The sequence below is a fragment of the Streptomyces sp. NBC_01723 genome (genome assembly GCF_036246005.1).
Taxonomy (GTDB): domain Bacteria; phylum Actinomycetota; class Actinomycetes; order Streptomycetales; family Streptomycetaceae; genus Streptomyces.
On sequence record NZ_CP109171.1, the window covers coordinates 1,792,175 to 1,812,091 of the forward strand.

A 19,917-nucleotide genomic window follows, 5' to 3' on the forward strand; every position below is an offset into this window, starting at 1 on the left:
CGAACGATTGCCTGGGTAAATGGAAAGCTTCTCGCTGATCCTCGCGATTGTGGTGGTAACCGCACTCGCGTTTGATTTCACGAACGGTTTCCACGACACCGCGAACGCGATGGCAACGACCATTTCGACCGGTGCGCTCAAGCCCAAGGTGGCGGTGGCGATGTCCGCCGTCCTCAACCTTGTAGGCGCCTTCCTCTCGGTGGAGGTCGCCAACACGATCTCCAAGGGTCTCGTCGACGAGACCGGCATCCGTCCCGAGGTCATCTTCGCCGCCCTGGTCGGCGCGATCCTCTGGAACCTGCTGACCTGGCTGGTCGGCCTCCCGTCCAGTTCCTCGCACGCCCTGATGGGCGGTCTGATCGGTGCCGCGGTCGCCTCGGCCGGCGTCGGCGCGGTCAACGGCGACGCGCTCGTCACCAAGGTGCTGATCCCCGCGATCGCCGCCCCGATCGTCGCCGGTGTCGCGGCGCTGCTCGGCGCACGGCTGACGTACAAACTCGGCCGCAGGGCCGACGGCAAGGCCGCCGCCAAGGGCTACCGCGCCGGGCAGATCGCCTCCGCCGGGCTGGTCTCGCTGGCCCACGGCACCAACGACGCCCAGAAGACGATGGGCATCATCACCCTCGCCCTGGTCGCCGGCGGCGCGCTCGCCCCCGACTCCGACCCGCCCCTGTGGGTCATCCTCTCCGCGGGTATCGCCATCGCGCTCGGCACCTACCTCGGCGGCTGGCGCATCATCCGCACCATGGGCAAGGGCCTGACCGACCTCCAGCCGCAGCAGGGCTTCGCCGCCCAGACCAGCGCCGCGACGGTCATCCTGGCCTCCTCGCACCTCGGCTTCTCCCTCTCCACCACGCACTCGGTCTCCGGTGCGGTGATGGGCGCGGGCCTCGGCCGCAAGGGCGGCGTGGTGCGCTGGTCCACGGCCACCCGGATGTTCGTCGCGTGGGGGCTGACGCTGCCGGCCGCGGCCCTGGTCGCCGCGATCGCCGAGTGGGTCTGCCGCATGGGCGACTGGGGCACGGCGCTCGTCGCGGTCTTCCTGATCGCCTCCAGCGCCGCCATCTGGCGGATCTCCCGGCGCGAGGTCGTCGACCACACCAACGTCGTCGACCCCCACGAGCCCGAGCCGGCCGGTGTGGTCACCACGGCGATGGCCGCCGTCTCCCCGCCCCCGGTGCACCTGGCCGAGGAGCTGCCGGCGAACCCGTCCGAGGCCAAGCCCGCGTCGGCCGCCACCACCGTCTGAGCCCGCGTCCCGGGTACGAAGGAAGCGAACCCCCATGAGCATCGACTGGGCAGCACTGGGCTCCGTCTTCGGCGTCAGCCTCGTGGCCACCGTGGCCCTGGTGGGCCTGTTCACCCTCGGCATCGCCGGTCTCTCCCGCCAGGAGCGGGCCACCGCCGAGGGCGGCTCCGCGGCCCTCGCGGTCACCGGCGCGTACGCGTGCTTCGCGGCCTGCGCGGCGGCGGTGGCGTACGGCATCTATCTGATCGTCGCCTGACCCACGGCACACCCCGGGGCGGGGCGCGGGACGGACTCCGACCGTCGCGCGCCCCGCCCCTTCGTGTACCGGCGCACACCACCCGTGTGTGGGGCTTCGCACACTCCCCCGCCGCAGGTCAACGCCAGGTTGACGGGTGTTCTCGCGCCGTGGTGGACTTCCGGGGCCATCTACGGCGGCAGGAGAGGAAGCCCGGTGCGATTCCGGCGCGGTCCCGCCACTGTGACCGGGGAGCAGACCCCGGTAGCCAGGAACTCTCACCGCCGGACTCTTCGAACCAGGGCGTGGACACCCTGAGTGAGGACGCGACGCGATGCCCGGCTGCCGATCTACGTTCAGTACCAGGTGCTCCCCTGCCCGTGTGACCGGCTGAACCCGTGCGTGCCGGACGCGTCTTCGCGTACGGCGCCGCCGCCGGTCTGCTCGGTGACCTCCTCCTCGGCGACCCGCGCCGCGGACATCCGGTCGCCGCGTTCGGCCGCGCCGCCGGTGCCGTGGAACGGGTGCTGTGGCGTGACCACCGGGGCTGGGGCGCGCTGCACACCCTGGTGTGCGCCGGCGGCGCCACCGCCCTGGGCTCGGCCGCCGCGCGCGCCGTACGCCGCTCCCCCGCCGCCTCGGTCGCGCTGACCGGCGCGGCCACCTGGGCCGTGGTCGGCGGTACGTCGCTGGCGCGCGAGGCGCTCTTCATCGGCCGGGCCCTGGAGGCCGGGGACGTCGAGGCGGCCCGGGCGCGGCTGCCGCACCTGTGCGGGCGGGACCCGCAGTCGCTGGACGCCGACGGGATCGCGCGGGCGGTCGTGGAGTCGGTCGCCGAGAACACCTCGGACGCCGTGGTGGGCGCCCTGGTGTGGGGTGCCGTCGGCGGAGTGCCGGGGCTGCTCGGCTTCCGGGCGGTGAACACCCTGGACGCCATGGTCGGCCACAAGTCGCCCCGCTACCGGCGGTACGGCTGGGCCTCGGCCCGCCTCGACGACCTCGCGGGCTGGCCGGGCGCCCGGCTGACCGCCCTGCTGACCACCGTGGCCGGCGGCGATCCGCGGGGCGCCGTACGGGCCTGGCGCGCGGACGCCGGACTCCACCCGAGCCCCAACGCCGGTCCCGTGGAGGCGTCTTTCGCGGGCGCCCTCGGGGTGCGGCTCGGCGGGACGCTCTCCTACGGCGGGCGGGTCGAGCACCGGCCCGTGCTCAACGGGGCGGCGGGGCGCGCCGTCCGGGCCGGTTCCGGCGACATCGAACGGGCCGCACGGCTCTCCCGGCGCGTGGGCTGGCTGGCGCTCGGCGTGTGCGCGGGCGCCCGGCTGCTGGTGCGCGGGGCCGTCAGGAAGGGACGTACGTCATGAACGGTGGACTCCTCGTCGCCGGCACCACCTCCGACGCCGGCAAGAGCGTCGTCACGGCGGGGATCTGCCGCTGGCTGGTGCGCCAGGGCGTGAAGGTCGCGCCCTTCAAGGCGCAGAACATGTCGCTCAACTCCTTCGTGACGCGCGAGGGCGCGGAGATCGGGCGGGCGCAGGCCATGCAGGCCCAGGCCTGCCGGGTGGAGCCGACCGCGCTGATGAACCCGGTGCTGCTCAAGCCCGGCGGTGACCGCAGCAGCCAGGTGGTGCTGCTCGGCAGGCCCGTCGGCGAGATGACCGCCCGCGGCTACCACGGCGGGCGGCAGGAGCGGCTCCTCGGCACGGTGCTCGACTCGCTGGCCGAGCTGCGCGGCACCTACGACGCGGTGATCTGCGAGGGCGCGGGCAGCCCGGCCGAGATCAACCTGCGCCGCACCGACATCGTGAACATGGGGATCGCGCGGGGCGCCGGGCTGCCCGTGCTGATCGTCGGCGACATCGACCGCGGGGGCGTCTTCGCCTCCTTCTTCGGCACGGTGGCGCTGCTCTCGCCCGAGGACCAGGCACTGGTCGCCGGGTTCCTCGTCAACAAGTTCCGCGGCGACGTGTCGCTCCTGGAGCCCGGCCTCGACATGCTGCACGGGCTGACCGGGCGGCGGACGTACGGGGTGCTGCCCTTCCGGCACGGGCTCGGCATCGACGAGGAGGACGGGCTGCGGGTGTCGCTGCGCGGCACGGTGCGGGAGTCGGTGGTCGCGCCGCCGGTCGGCGAGGACGTGCTGCGGGTCGCCGTCTGCGCGGTCCCGCTGATGTCCAACTTCACGGACGTGGACGCGCTGGCCGCCGAACCGGGCGTGGTGGTGCGGTTCGTGGACCGGCCCGAGGAACTGGCCGACGCCGACCTGGTGATCGTGCCGGGGACGCGAGGGACGGTCCGGGCGCTGGAGTGGCTGCGCGAGCGGGGGCTGGCGGAGGGCATCGCGCGCCGGGTGGCCGAGGGCCGGCCCGTGCTCGGCGTGTGCGGCGGGTTCCAGCTCCTCGGCGAGCACATCGAGGACGACGTCGAGTCGCGCGCCGGGCACGTCGACGGGCTCGGACTGCTGCCCGTGCGGGTGCGGTTCGCCCGCGAGAAGACCCTGACGCGCCCGGTGGGCGAGGCCCTGGGCGAACGCGTCGAGGGGTACGAGATCCACCACGGTGTCGCCGAAGTCCTGGGCGGCAACACGTTCATCTCTGATGACAACGGACACAGCCTGGACGGCTGCCGGGTCGGTCAGACCTGGGGCACGCACTGGCACGGCTCGCTGGAGTCGGACGGCTTCCGGCGGGCGTTCCTGCGCGAGGTGGCCGCCGCCGCGGGCCGCCGGTTCGTGCCGGCCCCCGACACCTCGTTCGCCACGCTGCGCGAGGAGCAGCTCGACCGGCTCGGCGACCTGATCGAACAGCACGCGGACACCGACGCGCTGTGGCGGCTCATCGAGTCCGGCGCGCCGCCCGCTCTGCCCTTCGTGCCACCGGGGGCGCCCGCATGAGCCCGAGGGAACCCGAACGCGACGCACACGACGAGCGCGACTCGCGCGACGTGGAGGACGACAACAAGTGACCAGTACCCCGTTCCCGTTCACGGCCGTCGTCGGCCAGGACGACCTGCGCCTCGCGCTGCTGCTGAACGCCGTCTCCCCGGCCGTCGGCGGCGTGCTGGTGCGCGGCGAGAAGGGCACCGCCAAGTCGACGGCCGTCCGCGCGCTCTCGGCGCTGCTGCCGGCCGTGGCGGTGGTCCCGGGCTGCCGCTTCTCCTGCTCCCCGGGGTCGCCCGACCCGGGCTGCCCCGACGGTCCGCACGAGCCCGGGACGGCCACCGAGCGTCCCTCGCGGATGGTCGAACTGCCCGTCGGCGCCTCCGAGGACCGGCTCGTCGGCGCCCTCGACATCGAGCGGGCGCTCGCGGAGGGCGTGAAGGCCTTCGAGCCCGGGCTGCTGGCCGCCGCGCACCGCGGGATCCTGTACGTGGACGAGGTCAACCTCCTCCACGACCACCTGGTGGACCTGCTCCTCGACGCCGCCGCGATGGGCGCCTCGTACGTCGAGCGCGAGGGCGTGTCGGTGCGGCACGCCTCGAAGTTCCTGCTGGTCGGCACCATGAACCCCGAAGAGGGCGAGCTGCGCCCGCAGTTGCTGGACCGGTTCGGGCTGACGGTGGAGGTCTCCGCCTCGCGCGAGCCCGACCAGCGGGTGGAGGTCGTACGGCGCCGGCTCGCGCACGACGACGACCCGGCCGGTTTCGTGGCCCGCTGGGCGGACGAGGAGGCCGCCGTACGGGCGCGGATCGTGGCGGCCCGGGAGCTGCTGCCGTCGGTGACGCTGGGCGACGCGGCGCTGCGGCAGATCGCGGCGACCTGCGCCGCCTTCGAGGTGGACGGCATGCGGGCCGACATCGTGATGGCCCGGACCGCGACCGCGCTGGCGGCCTGGGCCGGGCGGACCGACGTCCTGGCGGAGGACGTCCGCCAGGCGGCGCTGCTGGCACTGCCGCACCGGCGGCGGCGCAACCCCTTCGACGCGCCCGGCCTCGACGAGGACAAGCTCGACGAGACGCTGGAGGAGTTCGGCGACCAGGGCGAGGACGACCCCGATCCGGACCCGGACCCCGGTCCCGACGGTCCCGGTGGCGGTGGTGGACGTCCGCCCGAGGAGGGGCCGCAGGGCGGTGCGGACGACACGGGTGTCCCGCCCGAGGCCGGTACCGGTGACGAACCCGGGCCGGCACCCGCCGGGGGCGGCGCCGGGGAGCGGTCCGCCGTACGGGCCGCCGAGCCGTTCCGAACCAAGGTGCTGAGCGTGCCCGGACTCGGCGAGGGGGCCGCCGGGCGGCGCTCCCGGGCCCGGACCGAGCACGGGCGGACCACCGGCGCCCGCAGGCCGCGCGGGGCGCTGACCAAGCTTCACCTGGCGGCGACCGTTCAGGCGGCGGCTCCGCACCAGCGGGAGCGCGGCCGGGCGGGGCGCGGTCTGGTGGTACGCCGGGACGACCTGCGGCAGGCGACCCGCGAGGGGCGCGAGGGCAACCTCGTGCTGTTCGTCGTCGACGCCTCCGGATCGATGGCGGCGCGGCAGCGGATGAGCGCCGTGAAGGGCGCCGTGCTGTCGCTGCTGCTGGACGCCTACCAGCGGCGGGACAAGGTGGGTCTGGTGACCTTCCGGGGTTCGGCCGCCGACGTGGCGCTGCCGCCGACGTCGTCGGTGGACGCGGCGGCGGCCCGGCTGGAGTCGCTGCCGACCGGCGGCCGCACGCCGCTCGCGGCCGGGCTGCTCAAGGCGCACGAGGTGCTGCGGGTGGAGCGGCTGCGGGACCCGGCACGCCGGGCGCTGGTCGTGCTGGTGACGGACGGGCGGGCCACCGGGGGTGTGGAGCCGGTGGCGCTGGCGGGACGCGCGGCGCGGCTGTTCGCGGCCGAGGGCACCGCCTCCGTGGTCGTGGACTGCGAGTCGGGGCCGATCCGGCTGGGGCTCGCCGGGCAGCTCGCGGGGGAGCTGGGCGGTACGGCGGTGACCCTCGACGAGTTGCGGGCGGACTCGATCGCGGGGCTGGTCAAGGATGTGCGGGATACCGGAACAAGGAGGGCCGCGTAGTGCCCAAGGGACAGCCGAGTGTCGTACCGGACGACGGACTGACGACCCGACAGCGGCGCAACCGGCCGCTGGTCTTCGTGCACACCGGGATCGGGAAGGGCAAGTCCACCGCCGCCTTCGGGCTGGCGCTGCGCGCCTGGAACCAGGGATGGCCCGTCGGGGTGTTCCAGTTCGTCAAGTCGGCCAAGTGGAAGGTCGGCGAGGAGAACGCCCTGCGGGTGCTCGGCGCATCCGGTGAGGGCGGCACCGTCGACTGGCACAAGATGGGCGAGGGGTGGTCCTGGGTCCAGCGCGACCAGCAGCAGGACAACGAGGAGAAGGCCCGGGAGGGCTGGGAGCAGGTCAAGCGCGACCTCGCCGCCGAGACGTACAAGCTGTACGTGCTGGACGAGTTCGCCTACCCGCTGCACTGGGGGTGGATCGACACCGACGAGGTCGTGTCCGTGCTGCGCGACCGGCCCGGCACCCAGCACGTCGTGATCACCGGGCGGAACGCGCCGCAGCAGCTGGTGGACTTCGCCGACCTGGTCACGGACATGTCCAAGGTCAAGCACCCGATGGACACCGGCCAGAAGGGGCAGAGGGGCATCGAGTGGTGACGGCCTCCGTCCCCAGACTGGTCGTGGCCGCGCCCTCCTCGGGCAGCGGCAAGACCACCGTGGCCACCGGGCTGATGGCCGCGCTCGCCGCGCGGGGGCTGGCCGTGTCCCCGCACAAGGTCGGGCCCGACTACATCGACCCGGGGTACCACGCGCTGGCCACCGGGCGGACGGGGCGCAACCTCGACGCCTACCTGTGCGGGCCCGAGCTGGTGGAGCCGCTGTTCCTGCACGGGGCTCGCGGCTGCGACATCGCCGTGATCGAGGGCGTGATGGGGCTGTACGACGGGGCGGCCGGGGAAGGCGAACTCGCCTCCACCGCACACGTGGCCAAGCTGCTGCGGGCGCCCGTGGTGCTGGTCGTGGACGCGTCGGCGCAGTCTCGGTCGGTGGCGGCACTGGTGCACGGGTTCGTGTCCTTCGATCCGGACGTGCGGGTCGGGGGCGTGATCCTGAACAAGGTCGGGTCGGACCGGCACGAGGTGATGCTGCGGGAGGCGTTGGACTCCGTCGGGGTGCCGGTGCTGGGGGCGTTGCGGCGGGCCGCGCCGGTGGAGACGCCGTCGCGGCATCTGGGGCTGGTGCCGGTCGCCGAGCGGGGCTCGGCCGCGGTCGACGCCGTCGGGGCGATGGCGGCGTTGGTCTCCGAGGGGTGTGACCTGGAGGGGCTGGTGGCGTTGGCCCGGAGGGCCGGGGAATTGTCCGGTGCGGCTTGGGACGCGGGTGCGGTGGTTCGTTCCTCGCCCCCGCCGCGGCTGGAGAACGCCCGGGTCGCTGTCGCGGGCGGGGCCGCGTTCACCTTTTCCTATGCCGAGCATGCCGAACTGCTCGCGGCGGCGGGGGCGGAAGTCGCCGTCTTCGATCCGTTGCGGGACGAGGAGTTGCCGGAGGGGACGCGGGGGCTGGTGATCGGGGGCGGGTTCCCCGAGGTGTACGTCTCCGAGTTGTCGGCCAACGAGGGGCTGCGGAAGTCCGTCGCCGAGCTGGCGCGCGGGGGTGCGCCCGTCGCGGCGGAGTGTGCGGGACTGCTGTACCTGGGCCGGGAGCTGGACGGGCTGCCCATGTGCGGGGTGCTGGACGCCTCCGCGCGGATGTCGGGGCGGCTCACCCTCGGGTACCGGGACTGCGTGGCGCTGACCGACAGTCCGCTGGCCGTGGCGGGGACGCGGATGCGGGGGCACGAGTTCCACCGGACCGTCGTGGAGCCGGGGGCCGGGGCGACGCCGGCGTGGGGGATGCGGACGCCGGAACGGCGCGTCGAAGGGTTCGTCGAGGGTGGCGTGCACGCGAGTTACCTGCACACGCACTGGGCGGCGGAGCCGTCGGTCGCCCGTCGGTTCGTGGAGAGGTGCCGGGCGTCGTGAACGGCGGCCGCTCACTCCGCGATGCCGACCACCAGCCAGATGAAGGCCGCGCCGGCAACGGTGCACAGCAGGGTCGAGCGGGCCGGGTGCTCGTGGTGGGCCTCGGGCAGGATCTCGGCGGCGGCGAGGTAGAGCAGTACGCCGCCGAACAGGCCGAGATACGCACCGAGCACGCCCTCCGGGATCGTGAAGAGCAGGGTGGAGGCCGCGCCGGCCACGGGTGCCAGGGCGTCGGCGACCAGCATCGCGATCGCGCGGCGGCGGGCGTTCCCGTACAGGCTGGTCAGCGTGTAGGTGTTGAAGCCGTCCGCGAAGTCGTGGGCGATCACCGCCATCGCCACCGCCGCGCCCATGCCGCCGCCCACCTGGAAGGCGGCGCCGATCGCCACGCCGTCCATCGCGCTGTGCCCGACCATCGCGGCGGCCGCCGTGAGGCCCACCTCGGGCGAGCGCTGCGCGTGCTCGTCGGCGCCGTGCGCGGCGCGGCGGGCGGCCAGCAGGCGTTCCACCAGGTGCGCGAGGAGGAAGCCGGCGACGAAGAGCAGCAGCGCCTCGGGTACGCCGAACACCTCGTCGCCGGCCGCCTCCAGTGCCTCGGGCAGCAGGTCGAGGCCGACGACGCCCAGCATCAGGCCGCCGGCCAGCCCCAGGACCAGGTGGCGCCGGTCGGTCACGCGCTGTGCCGTCCAGCCGCCGGCCAGCGTCATCAGGAACGCGCCGAGCGCGACGAAGACCGCCATGGGCCCTTGCTATCCGATCAGGGCGCGTTCGCGCGCGCACGACAGCGGCAACGGCGGTAAATATGCGCAGGATGAGCGGGACGGAAGCGGATTCCGTGCCCGGACGTGCGGTGCGGCCCGCGTCGTCGGTCGTCGTCGGCGTCGGCGCGTCCCGGGGCGTGCCGGTCGACGAGGTGCTCGCGCTGGTGGCGCTGGCGCTGGGCGAGGCGGGGCTGACGGCCGCGTCGGTCACGGAGCTGGCCACCCTCGACAGGAAGGCAGCGGAGCCCGGGATCGCCGTGGCCGCCGAGCGGCTGGGCGTGCCGCTGGTGACCTACAGCGCCGCGGAACTGGCGGCGGTCGGGGTGCCCCATCCCTCCGGTGCCGCGTTGGCGGCCGTGGGCACCGCGTCGGTCGCCGAGGCGGCGGCGCTGGCGGGTGGCGGAGCGCTCCTCGTGCCCAAGCGCAGATCGGCGGCGCGTCCGGCACGGGCGACCTGCGCGGTGGTACGCCGGTCCGGACGCGGGACGGCGGACCCGGGCGCCGGGGCGGAGGACGGGGTGCGGCACCATCACGCACATGGACACGCACACTCCCATGCGCGCTGAGCCGGGAACCCGGGGCCACGACCTGCGGCACCACGGGGACGCCGAGGTACGCGACGACGGCTCGGCGCTGGTGGACCTCGCGGTGAACGTCCGCGCGGACACGCCCCCGGTGTGGCTGCGCGAGCACGTGGCCGCCTCGCTGGGCTCGCTGGCCGCCTACCCCGACGGGCGGGCGGCGCGGGCCGCGGTGGCGGACCGGCACGGGCTGCCGGTGGAGCGGGTGCTGCTGACGGCGGGGGCCGCGGAGGCCTTCGTGCTGCTGGCGCGGGCGCTGAAGGTGCGGCGGCCGGTCGTGGTGCACCCCCAGTTCACGGAGCCGGAGGCGGCGCTGCGGGACGCCGGTCACACGGTCGACCGGGTGCTGCTGCGGGCCGCGGACGGTTTCCGCCTCGATCCGGCGGCCGTCCCGGAGGACGCCGACCTGGTGGTGGTCGGCAACCCGACCAACCCGACGTCGGTCCTGCACCCCGCGGGCGTGCTCGCGGGGCTGGCCCGTCCCGGGCGGACCCTGGTCGTGGACGAGGCGTTCATGGACGCGGTGCCGGGCGAGCGGGAGGCGCTGGCGGGGCGCGTCGACGTGCCCGGGCTGGTCGTCCTGCGCAGCCTGACCAAGACGTGGGGTCTGGCGGGGCTGCGCATCGGCTACGTCCTGGCGGCGCCCGAGACGGTGGCCGAGCTGGAGCGGGCGCAGCCGCTGTGGCCGGTGTCCACGCCCGCGCTGGCGGCGGCCGAGGCGTGTGTGGCGCCGCGGGCGCTGGCGGAGGCCGCCCACGCCGCCCACCGCGTCGCCGCGGACCGGGCCCATCTGGTCGCCGGGCTCGGGGAGTTCGCCGGGGCCGGTCTGCGGGTCGTCGAGCCCGCCGAGGGCCCCTTCGTCCTCGTCCGTCTCCCCCACGCCGCCGCGGTACGCCACCGGCTGCGCGGCCTCGGGTTCGCGGTACGGCGCGGGGACACGTTCCCCGGCCTGGACGAGGAATGGCTACGCCTCGCGGTCCGGGACCGTGCCACGTCGGACAGGTTCCTGCGGGCGCTGGAGCGGGCGATGCTGGCCCCGGCCTGACGCCACCGCCGCCCGGCCCGAGGTGACGGCCCCGGCCGCGAGGCGCGGGAGCGGACCCGCCCTCACGGGGCTCGACCCGGCGGGACGCGCGCCGACGGGCCCCCTCCCCCGCACGCGCCCCCGGGGCCCGCCCCGGCGGGGTCTGCGGCGGCCGGGGCACGCCGGTCGCCGCATGTGCCGCCGTCCCCCTGACGCGTCAGCCGCGCCCGCGCCTGGCCAGGACCAGCGCTCCGCCGCCCGCCAGGACCAGGGCCGCGGCGCCGGCCGCGACGTACGGGGTCGCGGAGCTGCCGCCCGTCTCGGCGAGGCCGGCCTCGGCGCGGGCGCCCTGGGGCCTGGCGTCGGCCTCCGGTTCGGCGGCGGGCTCGGCCTCCTGGTCGGCCGCGGGCTCCTCGGCCTTCACCGGGGGCTGCTCGGCCTCGTCCGCGGGCGCCGTCGGTGCCTCGCAGGCCGCCTTCGCGAGGGTGACGGTGCCGTGCACCTCGGCGACGTTCAGGTCGAGCGGGTTGACGGACACCTTCAGTTCGAGCGCGGTGGCGGCGGCCGTACGGGAGGTGGTCTCGGTCTTCGACAGGTCGAGCCGCACCTCGCCGACGCCGGGCACCTTCACGTCCGTCGTCCCGGCCGTGGTCAGCGTGACCTTCTTGCCGAGGACCGTCACGGCGCCCAGCAGGTTGGCCTCGGCGGCCGGCTTCTTCCCGGCCTCGCAGGTCGCCCTGGAGGTGACCTGCTCGACCTCGATCACCGACAGCAGCGGCAGCCCGGGGACGTGGAGCCGCGCCTTGGCGAGCTTGGTACGGCCCTCGCTCTTCCCGGCGTCCGCGGTCGCCCCGGCCTCGGCCACGTCGGCGCGCAGGACGCTGAAGGGCTTGCCGCCGTCGACGCCGTCCAGCCGGGCGGTCAGCGCGGTCTTCTCGGCGCTCGCGGGGGCCTGCACCTCGTTGAGGGTGACCGCGAGCGGGACGTTCACGGTCTTGTTGAGCAGGGAGACGTCGAGCCCGGTGCGCAGCACGGTGGCGCTCGCGCGGCCGTGGTCACCGGTCGCGTGGGCGGCGCCCGCGCCGGCCAGGGCCGCGGGACCGGCGGTCAGGACCGTGGCCGCCGCGACGGTGGCGAGGCGGCGTGCGGGCATGCGGAAGGTGTTGCCGTTCAAGGTGGTGGGACCCCCAGTGAGACATGCGTGCGGGACACGCATGAGCGACATGCTTGGGACCCGGAAAGAATGTCCCCGCGCACGCCGAACCGTCAGCGATCCAGGGTCACTTCACCCCTTCGTGGAGTTTTGGCGAACCCTTTCGAATCCTCCGGCACGGGTGTTCGCCGCTGTCACTCCCGTCGGCTAACCGACGACCCGCCCGTTCAGCACCACCCGGCGCGGAGCGGCGAGCACGCGCACGTCGGCGCGCGGATCCTCGTCGTACACCACCAGGTCCGCCGGCGCCCCCTCGTCCAGGCCGGGGCGCCCGAGCCAGCTCCGCGCGGCCCAGGTGGTCGCGGCGAGGGCCTCCAGGGGCGGAATGCCGGCGGTGACCAGCTCGCCGACCTCCGCCGCGGCCAGGCCGTGGGCCAGGGAGCCGCCCGCGTCGGTGCCGACGAAGACGGGGACACCGGCGTCGTAGGCGCTGCGCACGGTGTCGTAGCGGCGTTCGTGCAGTCGGCGCATGTGGGCCGACCAGCGCGGGAAGCGGGACTCGCCGCCGTCGGCGAGGGCGGGGAAGGTGGCGATGTTGACGAGGGTCGGCACGATGGCGACGCCCCGTTCGGCGAAGAGCGGGATCGTGTCGTCCGTGAGGCCCGTGGCGTGCTCGATGCAGTCGATGCCGGCCTCGACCAGGTCGCGCAGGGAGTCCTCGGCGAAGCAGTGCGCGGTGACGCGGGCGCCGAGGCGGTGGGCCTCCGCGATCGCCGCCTCCACGGCGCCGCGCGGCCAGCAGGCCGACAGGTCGCCGAGGTCGCGGTCGATCCAGTCGCCGACCAGCTTCACCCAGCCGTCGCCGCGGCGGGCCTCCTGGGCGACGTAGGCGACGAGGTCGTCCGGCTCGACCTCCCAGGCGTAGTTGCGGATGTAGCGGCGGGTGCGGGCGATGTGCCGGCCCGCCCGGACGATCTTCGGGAGGTCCTCGCGGTCGTCGATCCAGCGGGTGTCGGACGGTGAGCCCGCGTCGCGGATGAGCAGCGTGCCCGCGTCCCGGTCGGTCAGCGCCTGCTTCTCGGCCACGTCCTCGGGGACGGCGCCGTGCTGGTCGAGGCCGACGTGGCAGTGCGCGTCGACCAGGCCGGGCAGCGCCCAGCCCTCGACGGTGCGGACGTCGGCGGCGCCGGCGGGCCGGTCGTAGGAGACCCGGCCGTCGATCACCCACACCTCGTCGCGGACCTCGTCCGGTCCGACGAGCACCCGACCCTTGACGTGCAGCACCGCGCGATCGCTCATGCCCGCACCCTAAACCGGGCCCCGGGGGTGTCCGGAAGGCCGGTCGTCGCCACCGTTCCGCGCTGCGGCCCGGGCCCGCAGTTCGGTCGCGTACCCGGCCGCGACGGCGCTCCCCGCGGCGGTCAGGGCGAGGACGGCGGTGCCCGGGTTGACGTAGCCGGGGACGTCGTCGGAGGCGTATCCGTCGCCGTCGGCGGTCTCGCAGCGGAAGCCGAGGGGCAGCCAGGAGACCGAGTAGTCGACGATGCGCGCCGACAGCTCCGGGTGTTCGCCCGTGCGGCAGGGCCGCAGTGGTGCGGAGCCGGTGCCGCCGTCCTCCGCCTCCATGACCGCGAAGGCCACACACAGCGCGCCCCAGGCGTACAGCAGGACCGCCCCGGCGGCGGCGCACCCGGCGAGCACCCGGAACGGCGCACCGGCGGCCGGGGACGCGGCGGCCGGTGGCGCGGCGGGCGCCCGGCCCTCACGGCGCGCCCCGTTCCGGGCGGCCCGGCCGAGGACGACGGCTGTGGCCCCCGCGACGAGGAGAAGTATCAAGACAGCGAACACAGAGGGGAGTTCATCAGCCCGCAGGCGCCCACCGCTGTAGCGGAAGCCACAATTCCGGGCGTGGGGGTGTCGCAACGGATGGACTCGGTGGCGAGTGGTGGCAGAGGTCATGGTTACTCTCGACTCGTACGTTCCGTACACCTGCCCGTACCGAAGAGAGCCCGACGTGACCCACCCGCTCCTGGACCTCCCCCCGCTGACCGCCGGTCGCTTCGCCGCGATCGAGGACCGGGTCGCGCGTCTGCTCGGGACCGCGCAGGACGTCGTGGTCATGCAGGGCGAGGCGCTGCTGCCGCTGGAGGGCGCGATCCGTGCCGCCGCGGGGCCGGGCACCGTCGCGCTCAACATCGTCACCGGGCCGTACGGGCAGACCTTCGGGAACTGGCTGCGGGACTGCGGCGCGACCGTGCACGACCTCGCCGTGCCGTTCCACACGGCCGTCTCCGCCGAGCAGGTCCGCGGGGCCTTCGCGGAGCACCCGGAGATCGACTTCGTGTCGCTGGTGCACGCCGAGGCGGCGACCGGCAACACCAACCCGGTCGCGGAGATCGGCGAGGCCGTCCGGGCGCAGGGCGCGCTGTTCTACCTGGACGCCGTGGCCTCCGTGGGCGCCGAGCCGGTGCTGCCGGACGCATGGGGCGTGGACCTGTGCGTGATCGGCGCGCAGAAGGCGATGGGCGGTCCGGCCGGAGTCTCGGCGGTGTCGGTCAGCGAGCGGGCGTGGGCGCGCATGGCGGCGAACCCGGCGGCACCGCGCCGGTCGTACCTCTCGCTGCTGGACTGGAAGGAGCGCTGGATCGACGGCGGCCGCAGGGCGCTGCTGCACGCGCCGGCCCAGCTGGAGATGCTCGCGCTGGAGGCCTGCGTGGAGCGCATCGAGGCGGAGGGCCCCGAGACGGTGATGGCGCGGCACGCGGCGGCCGCGGCGGCCACCCGGGCCGGCGCCCTCGCGCTGGGCGGCCTGGAGCCGTACGTGTACGAGGCGAAGGAGGCGGCGCCGGTCGCCACGACCCTGCGGACGCCGTCGGACGTCGACGCGTCCGCCCTGGTGGCCCGGGCCCTGGCGGCCGACCCCGCGCTGCCGCTGGCCGCGGGCGGGGGCGCGCTGGCCGGCGAGATGGTCCGGGTCAACCACTACGGTCCGGACGCGACGCTCATGGCCGTACAGGGCTGTCTGACGGCACTGGGTGCCGCGCTGACGGAGACGGGGCGGAAGGCCGATCCGGAGGGCGCCCGGCGGGCCGCCGGGGACGCCTGGGAGCGGCCGGTCCGGGCCGGCCTTTCCGGAGCATGAATTCAAGGGAATTCCCTTATCCCGCACTTACACAATAGAGGAATTCCCGTCCAGCACAGGATCCCGTATTCTTCTGCCCGCTTTCTCTTGACCTAAACACAAAGATTCCGCGAACGCGGAGCCACACATTTCGGACACGTCGCGCATGGGTTACGAGATTGTGACCCGATACACATGCTGTCCGCTTCGCGACGTTTGCCCGGGTCAAATTATGACAAGTTGCCGTCCGCTCGCGCGGAGGTACGCGCCCGCGTGATAACACACGAGGCAGCGATCCGTAACCCCATCCGGCGATGCAATTTCGAAATTCCCTCGGTAAATTCAATTTGCATGACTGCCGCGCAAGCAGACCTGCAAATCGATCGTCCGAGAGTGGCCGACGGCGCCGCCCTGTGGCGGATAGCCAAGGATTCCAAGACCCTCGACCTGAACTCGTCGTACAGCTACCTGCTCTGGTGCCGGGACTTCGCCGCCACCTCGGCCGTTGCTCGCGACGGGCACGGGGTGCCGGTCGGCTTCGTCACCGGCTACATCCGGCCCGACCGGCCGGACACGCTGCTGGTGTGGCAGGTGGCCGTGGACGAGGCGTACCGTGGACGCAGGCTCGCGGCTTCACTGCTCGACGGGCTGGTCGCCCGCACTGTCGCGGAGTGCGCGACGACGACCTTGGAGACCACCATCTCCCCCGACAACACCGCGTCCCAGCGGTTGTTCACCTCGTTCGCCGAGCGGCACGGTGCCCGGCTCGATCGCGAGGTGCTGTTCGACACGGACCTCTTCCCGGACGGGCCGCACGAGCCCGAGGTCCTGTACCGCATCGGTCCCCTGACCGCAGCCGGCTGACCCGCCGGACGCCCGGACGGCCTGGCACCCCCGACCGTCCGGCCCCCCAGACTTCCCGCCGGGACCACACCGGTTCCCGCCGGATTCGTACGACCTTCCTCTCCCACCCTCACCCCACGAGGAGCGATTCGTCGTGACCATCACCCAGCCCGACCTCAGCGTCTTCGAGACCGTCGAGTCCGAGGTGCGTAGCTACTGCCGCGGCTGGCCCACCGTGTTCGACCGTGCCGTGGGCAGCCGCATGTACGACGAGGACGGCCACGAGTACCTCGACTTCTTCGCCGGAGCAGGCTCCCTCAACTACGGGCACAACAACGCGGTCCTGAAACGCGCGCTGATCGACTACCTGGAGCGAGACGGCGTCACGCACGGTCTCGACATGTCGACTACCGCGAAGCGCCGCTTCCTGGAGACGTTCCAGGACATCATCCTGCGCAAGCGTGACCTGCCGTACAAGGTCATGTTCCCGGGCCCGACGGGCACCAACGCCGTGGAGTCCGCGCTCAAGCTGGCGCGCAAGGTGAAGGGGCGCGAGTCGATCGTGTCGTTCACCAACGCCTTCCACGGCATGTCGCTGGGCTCGCTGGCCGTGACCGGCAACGCCTTCAAGCGGGCCGGCGCCGGCATCCCGCTGGTGCACGGCACGCCGATGCCGTTCGACAACTACTTCGACGGCACCGTCGAGGACTTCCTGTGGTTCGAGCGACTGCTCGAGGACCAGGGCTCCGGCCTGAACAAGCCGGCCGCCGTGATCGTCGAGACGGTGCAGGGCGAGGGCGGCATCAACGTCGCCCGGACCGAGTGGCTGCGCGCCTTGTCGGAATTGTGCGCACGCCAGGACATGCTTCTCATCGTGGACGACATCCAGATGGGCTGCGGCCGGACCGGCGCCTTCTTCTCCTTCGAGGAGGCGGGCATCACGCCGGACATCGTGACCGTGTCCAAGTCGATCAGCGGCTACGGCCTGCCGATGTCGCTGTGCCTGTTCAAGCCGGAGCTGGACGTCTGGGAGCCGGGCGAGCACAACGGCACCTTCCGCGGCAACAACCCGGCCTTCGTGACCGCGACCGCCACGCTGGAGACGTACTGGGCCGACGGGTCGGCGATGGAGAAGCAGACCCGCACCCGCGGTGAGCAGGTCGAGCAGCACATGATCGCCATTACCGAGGAGAACCTCGCGGACGTCAAGGAGTACCGGGGCCGCGGCCTGGTCTGGGGCCTGGAGTTCCACGACAAGGACCGCGCGGGGAAGGTCGCCAAGCGCGCCTTCGAGCTCGGGCTGCTCATCGAGACGTCCGGCCCCGAGAGCGAGGTCGTCAAACTGCTCCCGGCGCTCACCATCACGCCCGAAGAGCTGGACGAGGGCATGAAGACCCTCGCCCGGGCCGTGCGTGAGACGGCCTGACACCACCACTGCTTCCGGCGCCTTCGGCCCGCGTGCCGAGGGCGCCGGGGACCCTGCACACCCTTCACCTAGGAGGCATCGCAACACCGTGATCGTCCGTTCGTTCAAGGAGATCGAAGGCACCGACCGGCACGTGAAATCGGCGTCCGGCACCTGGGAGAGCAAGCGCATCGTCCTCGCGAAGGAGAAGGTCGGCTTCTCCCTCCACGAGACGATTCTGTACGCGGGTACGGAGACGTCGATGTGGTACGCGAACCACATCGAGGCCGTCGTCTGTACCAAGGGCGAAGCCGAGTTGACCGACCGCGAGACGGGGAAGACGTACACCATCACGCCCGGCACGATGTACCTCCTCAACGGCCATGAGCGGCACACGCTCAAGGTCAAGGAGGACTTCCACTGCCTGTGCGTCTTCAATCCGCCCGTGACCGGACGGGAGGACCACGACGAGAACGGCGTCTACCCGCTGCTCACCGAGGAGGTGTGAGTCATCGTGACCATGACCACGAACGTCACCGATCTCTATCCCACCCGCGGCGCCACCGAGGTGGCAACCCCCCGGCAGGACCCGGTCGTCTGGGGCTCCCCGGACACGCCCGGTCCCGTCTCGCAGGGTGACCTCCAGTCCCTGGAGCGCGACGGGTTCCTCGCCATCGACCAGCTCATCGGGCCGGACGAGGTCGCGGTCTACCAGCGGGAGCTGGAGCGCCTCACCTCCGACCCGGCCATCCGCGCGGACGAGCGCTCGATCGTCGAGCCGCAGTCCAAGGAGATCCGGTCGGTCTTCGAGGTGCACAAGATCAGCGAGGTCTTCGCCAACCTCGTGCGGGACGAACGAGTGGTCGGACGGGCCCGGCAGATCCTCGGCTCGGACGTCTACGTCCACCAGTCGCGGATCAACGTCAAGCCCGGCTTCGGGGCCAGCGGTTTCTACTGGCACTCGGACTTCGAAACCTGGCACGCCGAGGACGGCCTGCCCAACATGCGGACGATCTCGGTCTCGATCGCGCTCACCGAGAACTACGACACCAACGGCGGTCTCATGATCATGCCGGGGTCGCACAAGACGTTCCTCGGGTGCGCGGGGGCCACGCCGAAGGACAACTACAAGAAGTCCCTGCAGATGCAGGACGCGGGGACGCCGTCCGACGAGGCCCTGACGAAGATGGCCTCGGAGTACGGCATCAAGCTGTTCACCGGCAAGGCCGGCTCGGCGACCTGGTTCGACTGCAACTGCATGCACGGATCGGGCGACAACATCACGCCCTTCCCGCGCAGCAACGTGTTCATCGTCTTCAACAGCGTCGAGAACACCGCGGTCGATCCGTTCGCGGCACCGATCCGGCGGCCGGACTTCATCGGCGCGCGGGACTTCACTCCGGTGAGGTGACCCCGCATCTGAACTCGGGCAGGGGCCTTTTGTGTGGGACGGGAGGCTCCTGCCCGATGCACGTTCTCAGCCCGCCAGCACGTCCAGCAGCCGGTCGACGTCCGCCGCCGTGTTGTACAGGTGGAAGGCGGCCCGCAGGTTGCCCGCCCGGTCGGAGACCTCGACGCCGGCCCGGCTCACCTCGTCCCTGCGCCGGCCGAGGCCGGGCACGGACACGATGGCGGAGCCCGGCGCGGCCACCGGCTCGTGGCCCAGCGACAGCACTCCCGCGCGGAACCGGTCGGCGAGACCGGTGTCGTGGGCGTGCACGGCGTCCACGCCCAGCTCCTCGAGCAGCGCCAGGGAGTGCCTGGCGCCTGTGTACGAAAACACCGCGGGGCTCTCGTCATAGCGCCGGGCCGAGTGCGCCAGCTCCTGGACGGGGCCGTAGCAACTGTCCCAAGGGCGCTCCCCCGACGCCCATCCGGCGAACAGCGGCGTCAGCCCGGCCGACACCCCCAGGTCCTCCGGTACGACGAGGAAGGCGACGCCGCGCGGGCAGAGCACCCACTTGTAGGCGACGGCGACCACGAAGTCGAAGTCGTCCGCGGCCGTCGGCAGCCAGCCGTTCGCCTGGGAGACGTCGATCAGCGTCCGCGCCCCGTGCGCCCGGGCCGCGTCCCGCACCGCCGCGAGGTCGGCGATCCGCCCGTCGGCCGACTGGACCGAGCTGACCGCGACGAGCGCGGTCTCGGGGCCCACCGACTCGGCGAGGCGCTCCAGGGGCACACCGCGCACCTTGAGGTCGCCCCGCATGTACAAGGGGTTCACCAGCGAGGCGAAGTCGGCCTCGGCGGTGAGGACTTCGGCGCCCGCGGGCAGTGCGGCGGCGACCAGGCCGCTGTAGGTGGCCACCGAGGCACCGGCCGCGACCCGGGTGGCGGGCACCCCCACGAGCCGGGCGTAGGCGGACCGGCACGCCTCGACGTCGGCGAACATGTCGAGCGGCTGCCCGGCCGCGGCCGACGCCGCCGCGTCCCGCATCGCGACGAGGGTCCTGGCGGGCAGCAGGCCGGTGCTGGCGGTGTTGAGGTACGTGGTCTTCGGGGCGAACTCGGCACGGACGAGATTCTCGAAGCTCTCCATGGCACCACTGTGCGGCCCCGTGACCCCCCCGTCCATTGCGTATTTCTACGCGGTT

General features: G+C 73.4%; 18 protein-coding genes, 1 pseudogene and 1 riboswitch. Of the genes and pseudogenes, 14 read left to right on the forward strand and 5 right to left on the reverse strand.

Annotation, left to right across the window (positions count from 1 at the left end; genetic code table 11):
* The first annotated feature begins 19 nt into the window (after positions 1-19).
* From OIE75_RS08545 to OIE75_RS08575, 7 genes are all read left to right on the forward strand, one after another.
* On the forward strand, positions 20-1,249 hold the full coding sequence (locus OIE75_RS08545) for an inorganic phosphate transporter (protein WP_307011052.1): 1,230 nt from the start codon (positions 20-22) through the stop codon (positions 1,247-1,249).
* A 34-nt stretch (positions 1,250-1,283) separates the two neighbouring features.
* Entirely contained in the window at positions 1,284-1,505 is a 222-nt protein-coding gene (locus tag OIE75_RS08550; protein WP_122614789.1) for a hypothetical protein, read from the forward strand.
* A gap of 136 nt (positions 1,506-1,641) precedes the next feature.
* Positions 1,642-1,781, forward strand: a riboswitch (cobalamin riboswitch).
* Positions 1,782-1,882: 101 nt separating this feature from the next.
* A complete protein-coding gene (locus tag OIE75_RS08555; RefSeq protein ID WP_307011054.1) occupies positions 1,883-2,848 on the forward strand; it encodes a cobalamin biosynthesis protein in 966 nt (321 codons plus the stop codon).
* Positions 2,845-4,377 (forward strand): cobyric acid synthase, encoded by a 1,533-nt coding sequence (locus OIE75_RS08560; RefSeq protein WP_307011055.1) that lies wholly within the window; start codon positions 2,845-2,847, stop codon positions 4,375-4,377. The genes OIE75_RS08555 and OIE75_RS08560 overlap by 4 nt, the downstream gene beginning before the upstream one ends.
* Before the next feature lie 67 nt (positions 4,378-4,444).
* Positions 4,445-6,475 carry a putative cobaltochelatase gene (locus tag OIE75_RS08565; protein WP_307011057.1) on the forward strand — a complete coding sequence of 677 codons (2,031 nt, stop codon included), beginning with the start codon at positions 4,445-4,447 and terminating at the stop codon, positions 6,473-6,475.
* Positions 6,475-7,074 (forward strand): cob(I)yrinic acid a,c-diamide adenosyltransferase, encoded by a 600-nt coding sequence (cobO, locus tag OIE75_RS08570; protein ID WP_122614793.1) that lies wholly within the window; start codon positions 6,475-6,477, stop codon positions 7,072-7,074. Before OIE75_RS08565 ends, cobO begins: the two co-directional genes overlap by 1 nt.
* Complete coding sequence (locus tag OIE75_RS08575) at positions 7,068-8,438, forward strand: cobyrinate a,c-diamide synthase (RefSeq protein ID WP_329470212.1); 1,371 nt, start codon at positions 7,068-7,070, stop codon at positions 8,436-8,438. Before cobO ends, OIE75_RS08575 begins: the two co-directional genes overlap by 7 nt.
* Before the next feature lie 11 nt (positions 8,439-8,449).
* On the opposite strand, the gene OIE75_RS08580 is transcribed toward OIE75_RS08575, so the two are convergent.
* On the reverse strand, positions 8,450-9,178 hold the full coding sequence (locus tag OIE75_RS08580; RefSeq protein ID WP_307011060.1) for a ZIP family metal transporter: 729 nt from the start codon (positions 9,176-9,178) through the stop codon (positions 8,450-8,452).
* Between the two features lie 71 nt (positions 9,179-9,249).
* On the opposite strand from OIE75_RS08580, the pseudogene OIE75_RS08585 reads away from it, so the two are divergent.
* Positions 9,250-9,714, forward strand: a pseudogene (locus OIE75_RS08585) (cobalamin biosynthesis protein); the annotation flags it as partial.
* Positions 9,715-9,736: 22 nt separating this feature from the next.
* Positions 9,737-10,825, forward strand: coding sequence for an Rv2231c family pyridoxal phosphate-dependent protein CobC (gene cobC / locus OIE75_RS08590; RefSeq protein ID WP_329470214.1), 1,089 nt, complete (start codon positions 9,737-9,739; stop codon positions 10,823-10,825).
* A gap of 196 nt (positions 10,826-11,021) precedes the next feature.
* Here the strand turns inward: cobC and OIE75_RS08595 are convergent, their stop codons facing one another.
* From OIE75_RS08595 to OIE75_RS08605, 3 genes are all read right to left on the reverse strand, one after another.
* Positions 11,022-11,978, reverse strand: coding sequence for an SCO1860 family LAETG-anchored protein (locus OIE75_RS08595; RefSeq protein WP_329470215.1), 957 nt, complete (start codon positions 11,976-11,978; stop codon positions 11,022-11,024).
* A gap of 186 nt (positions 11,979-12,164) precedes the next feature.
* Positions 12,165-13,256 (reverse strand): amidohydrolase family protein, encoded by a 1,092-nt coding sequence (locus OIE75_RS08600; RefSeq protein WP_329470216.1) that lies wholly within the window; start codon positions 13,254-13,256, stop codon positions 12,165-12,167.
* 9 nt (positions 13,257-13,265) lie between these two features.
* The gene (locus OIE75_RS08605; protein WP_329470217.1) at positions 13,266-13,793 is read right to left on the reverse strand and encodes a hypothetical protein; all 528 of its coding nucleotides are present in this window, start codon (positions 13,791-13,793) and stop codon (positions 13,266-13,268) included.
* Between the two features lie 178 nt (positions 13,794-13,971).
* Between OIE75_RS08605 and OIE75_RS08610 the strand changes: the two genes are divergently transcribed.
* From OIE75_RS08610 to thpD, 5 genes are all read left to right on the forward strand, one after another.
* Positions 13,972-15,099 carry a pyridoxal-phosphate-dependent aminotransferase family protein gene (locus tag OIE75_RS08610; RefSeq protein ID WP_307011071.1) on the forward strand — a complete coding sequence of 376 codons (1,128 nt, stop codon included), beginning with the start codon at positions 13,972-13,974 and terminating at the stop codon, positions 15,097-15,099.
* 330 nt (positions 15,100-15,429) lie between these two features.
* Positions 15,430-15,942: a diaminobutyrate acetyltransferase gene (ectA, locus tag OIE75_RS08615; RefSeq protein ID WP_307011072.1), complete on the forward strand. Its 513-nt coding sequence runs from the start codon at positions 15,430-15,432 to the stop codon at positions 15,940-15,942.
* Positions 15,943-16,075: 133 nt separating this feature from the next.
* Positions 16,076-17,347 carry a diaminobutyrate--2-oxoglutarate transaminase gene (ectB, locus tag OIE75_RS08620; RefSeq protein WP_307011074.1) on the forward strand — a complete coding sequence of 424 codons (1,272 nt, stop codon included), beginning with the start codon at positions 16,076-16,078 and terminating at the stop codon, positions 17,345-17,347.
* 88 nt (positions 17,348-17,435) lie between these two features.
* Entirely contained in the window at positions 17,436-17,834 is a 399-nt protein-coding gene (locus OIE75_RS08625) for an ectoine synthase (protein ID WP_121746346.1), read from the forward strand.
* 3 nt (positions 17,835-17,837) lie between these two features.
* On the forward strand, positions 17,838-18,737 hold the full coding sequence (gene thpD, locus OIE75_RS08630; RefSeq protein WP_307017817.1) for an ectoine hydroxylase: 900 nt from the start codon (positions 17,838-17,840) through the stop codon (positions 18,735-18,737).
* A gap of 66 nt (positions 18,738-18,803) precedes the next feature.
* Here the strand turns inward: thpD and OIE75_RS08635 are convergent, their stop codons facing one another.
* Positions 18,804-19,898 carry an aminotransferase class V-fold PLP-dependent enzyme gene (locus tag OIE75_RS08635; protein WP_329470220.1) on the reverse strand — a complete coding sequence of 365 codons (1,095 nt, stop codon included), beginning with the start codon at positions 19,896-19,898 and terminating at the stop codon, positions 18,804-18,806.
* Positions 19,899-19,917: the final 19 nt, after the last annotated feature.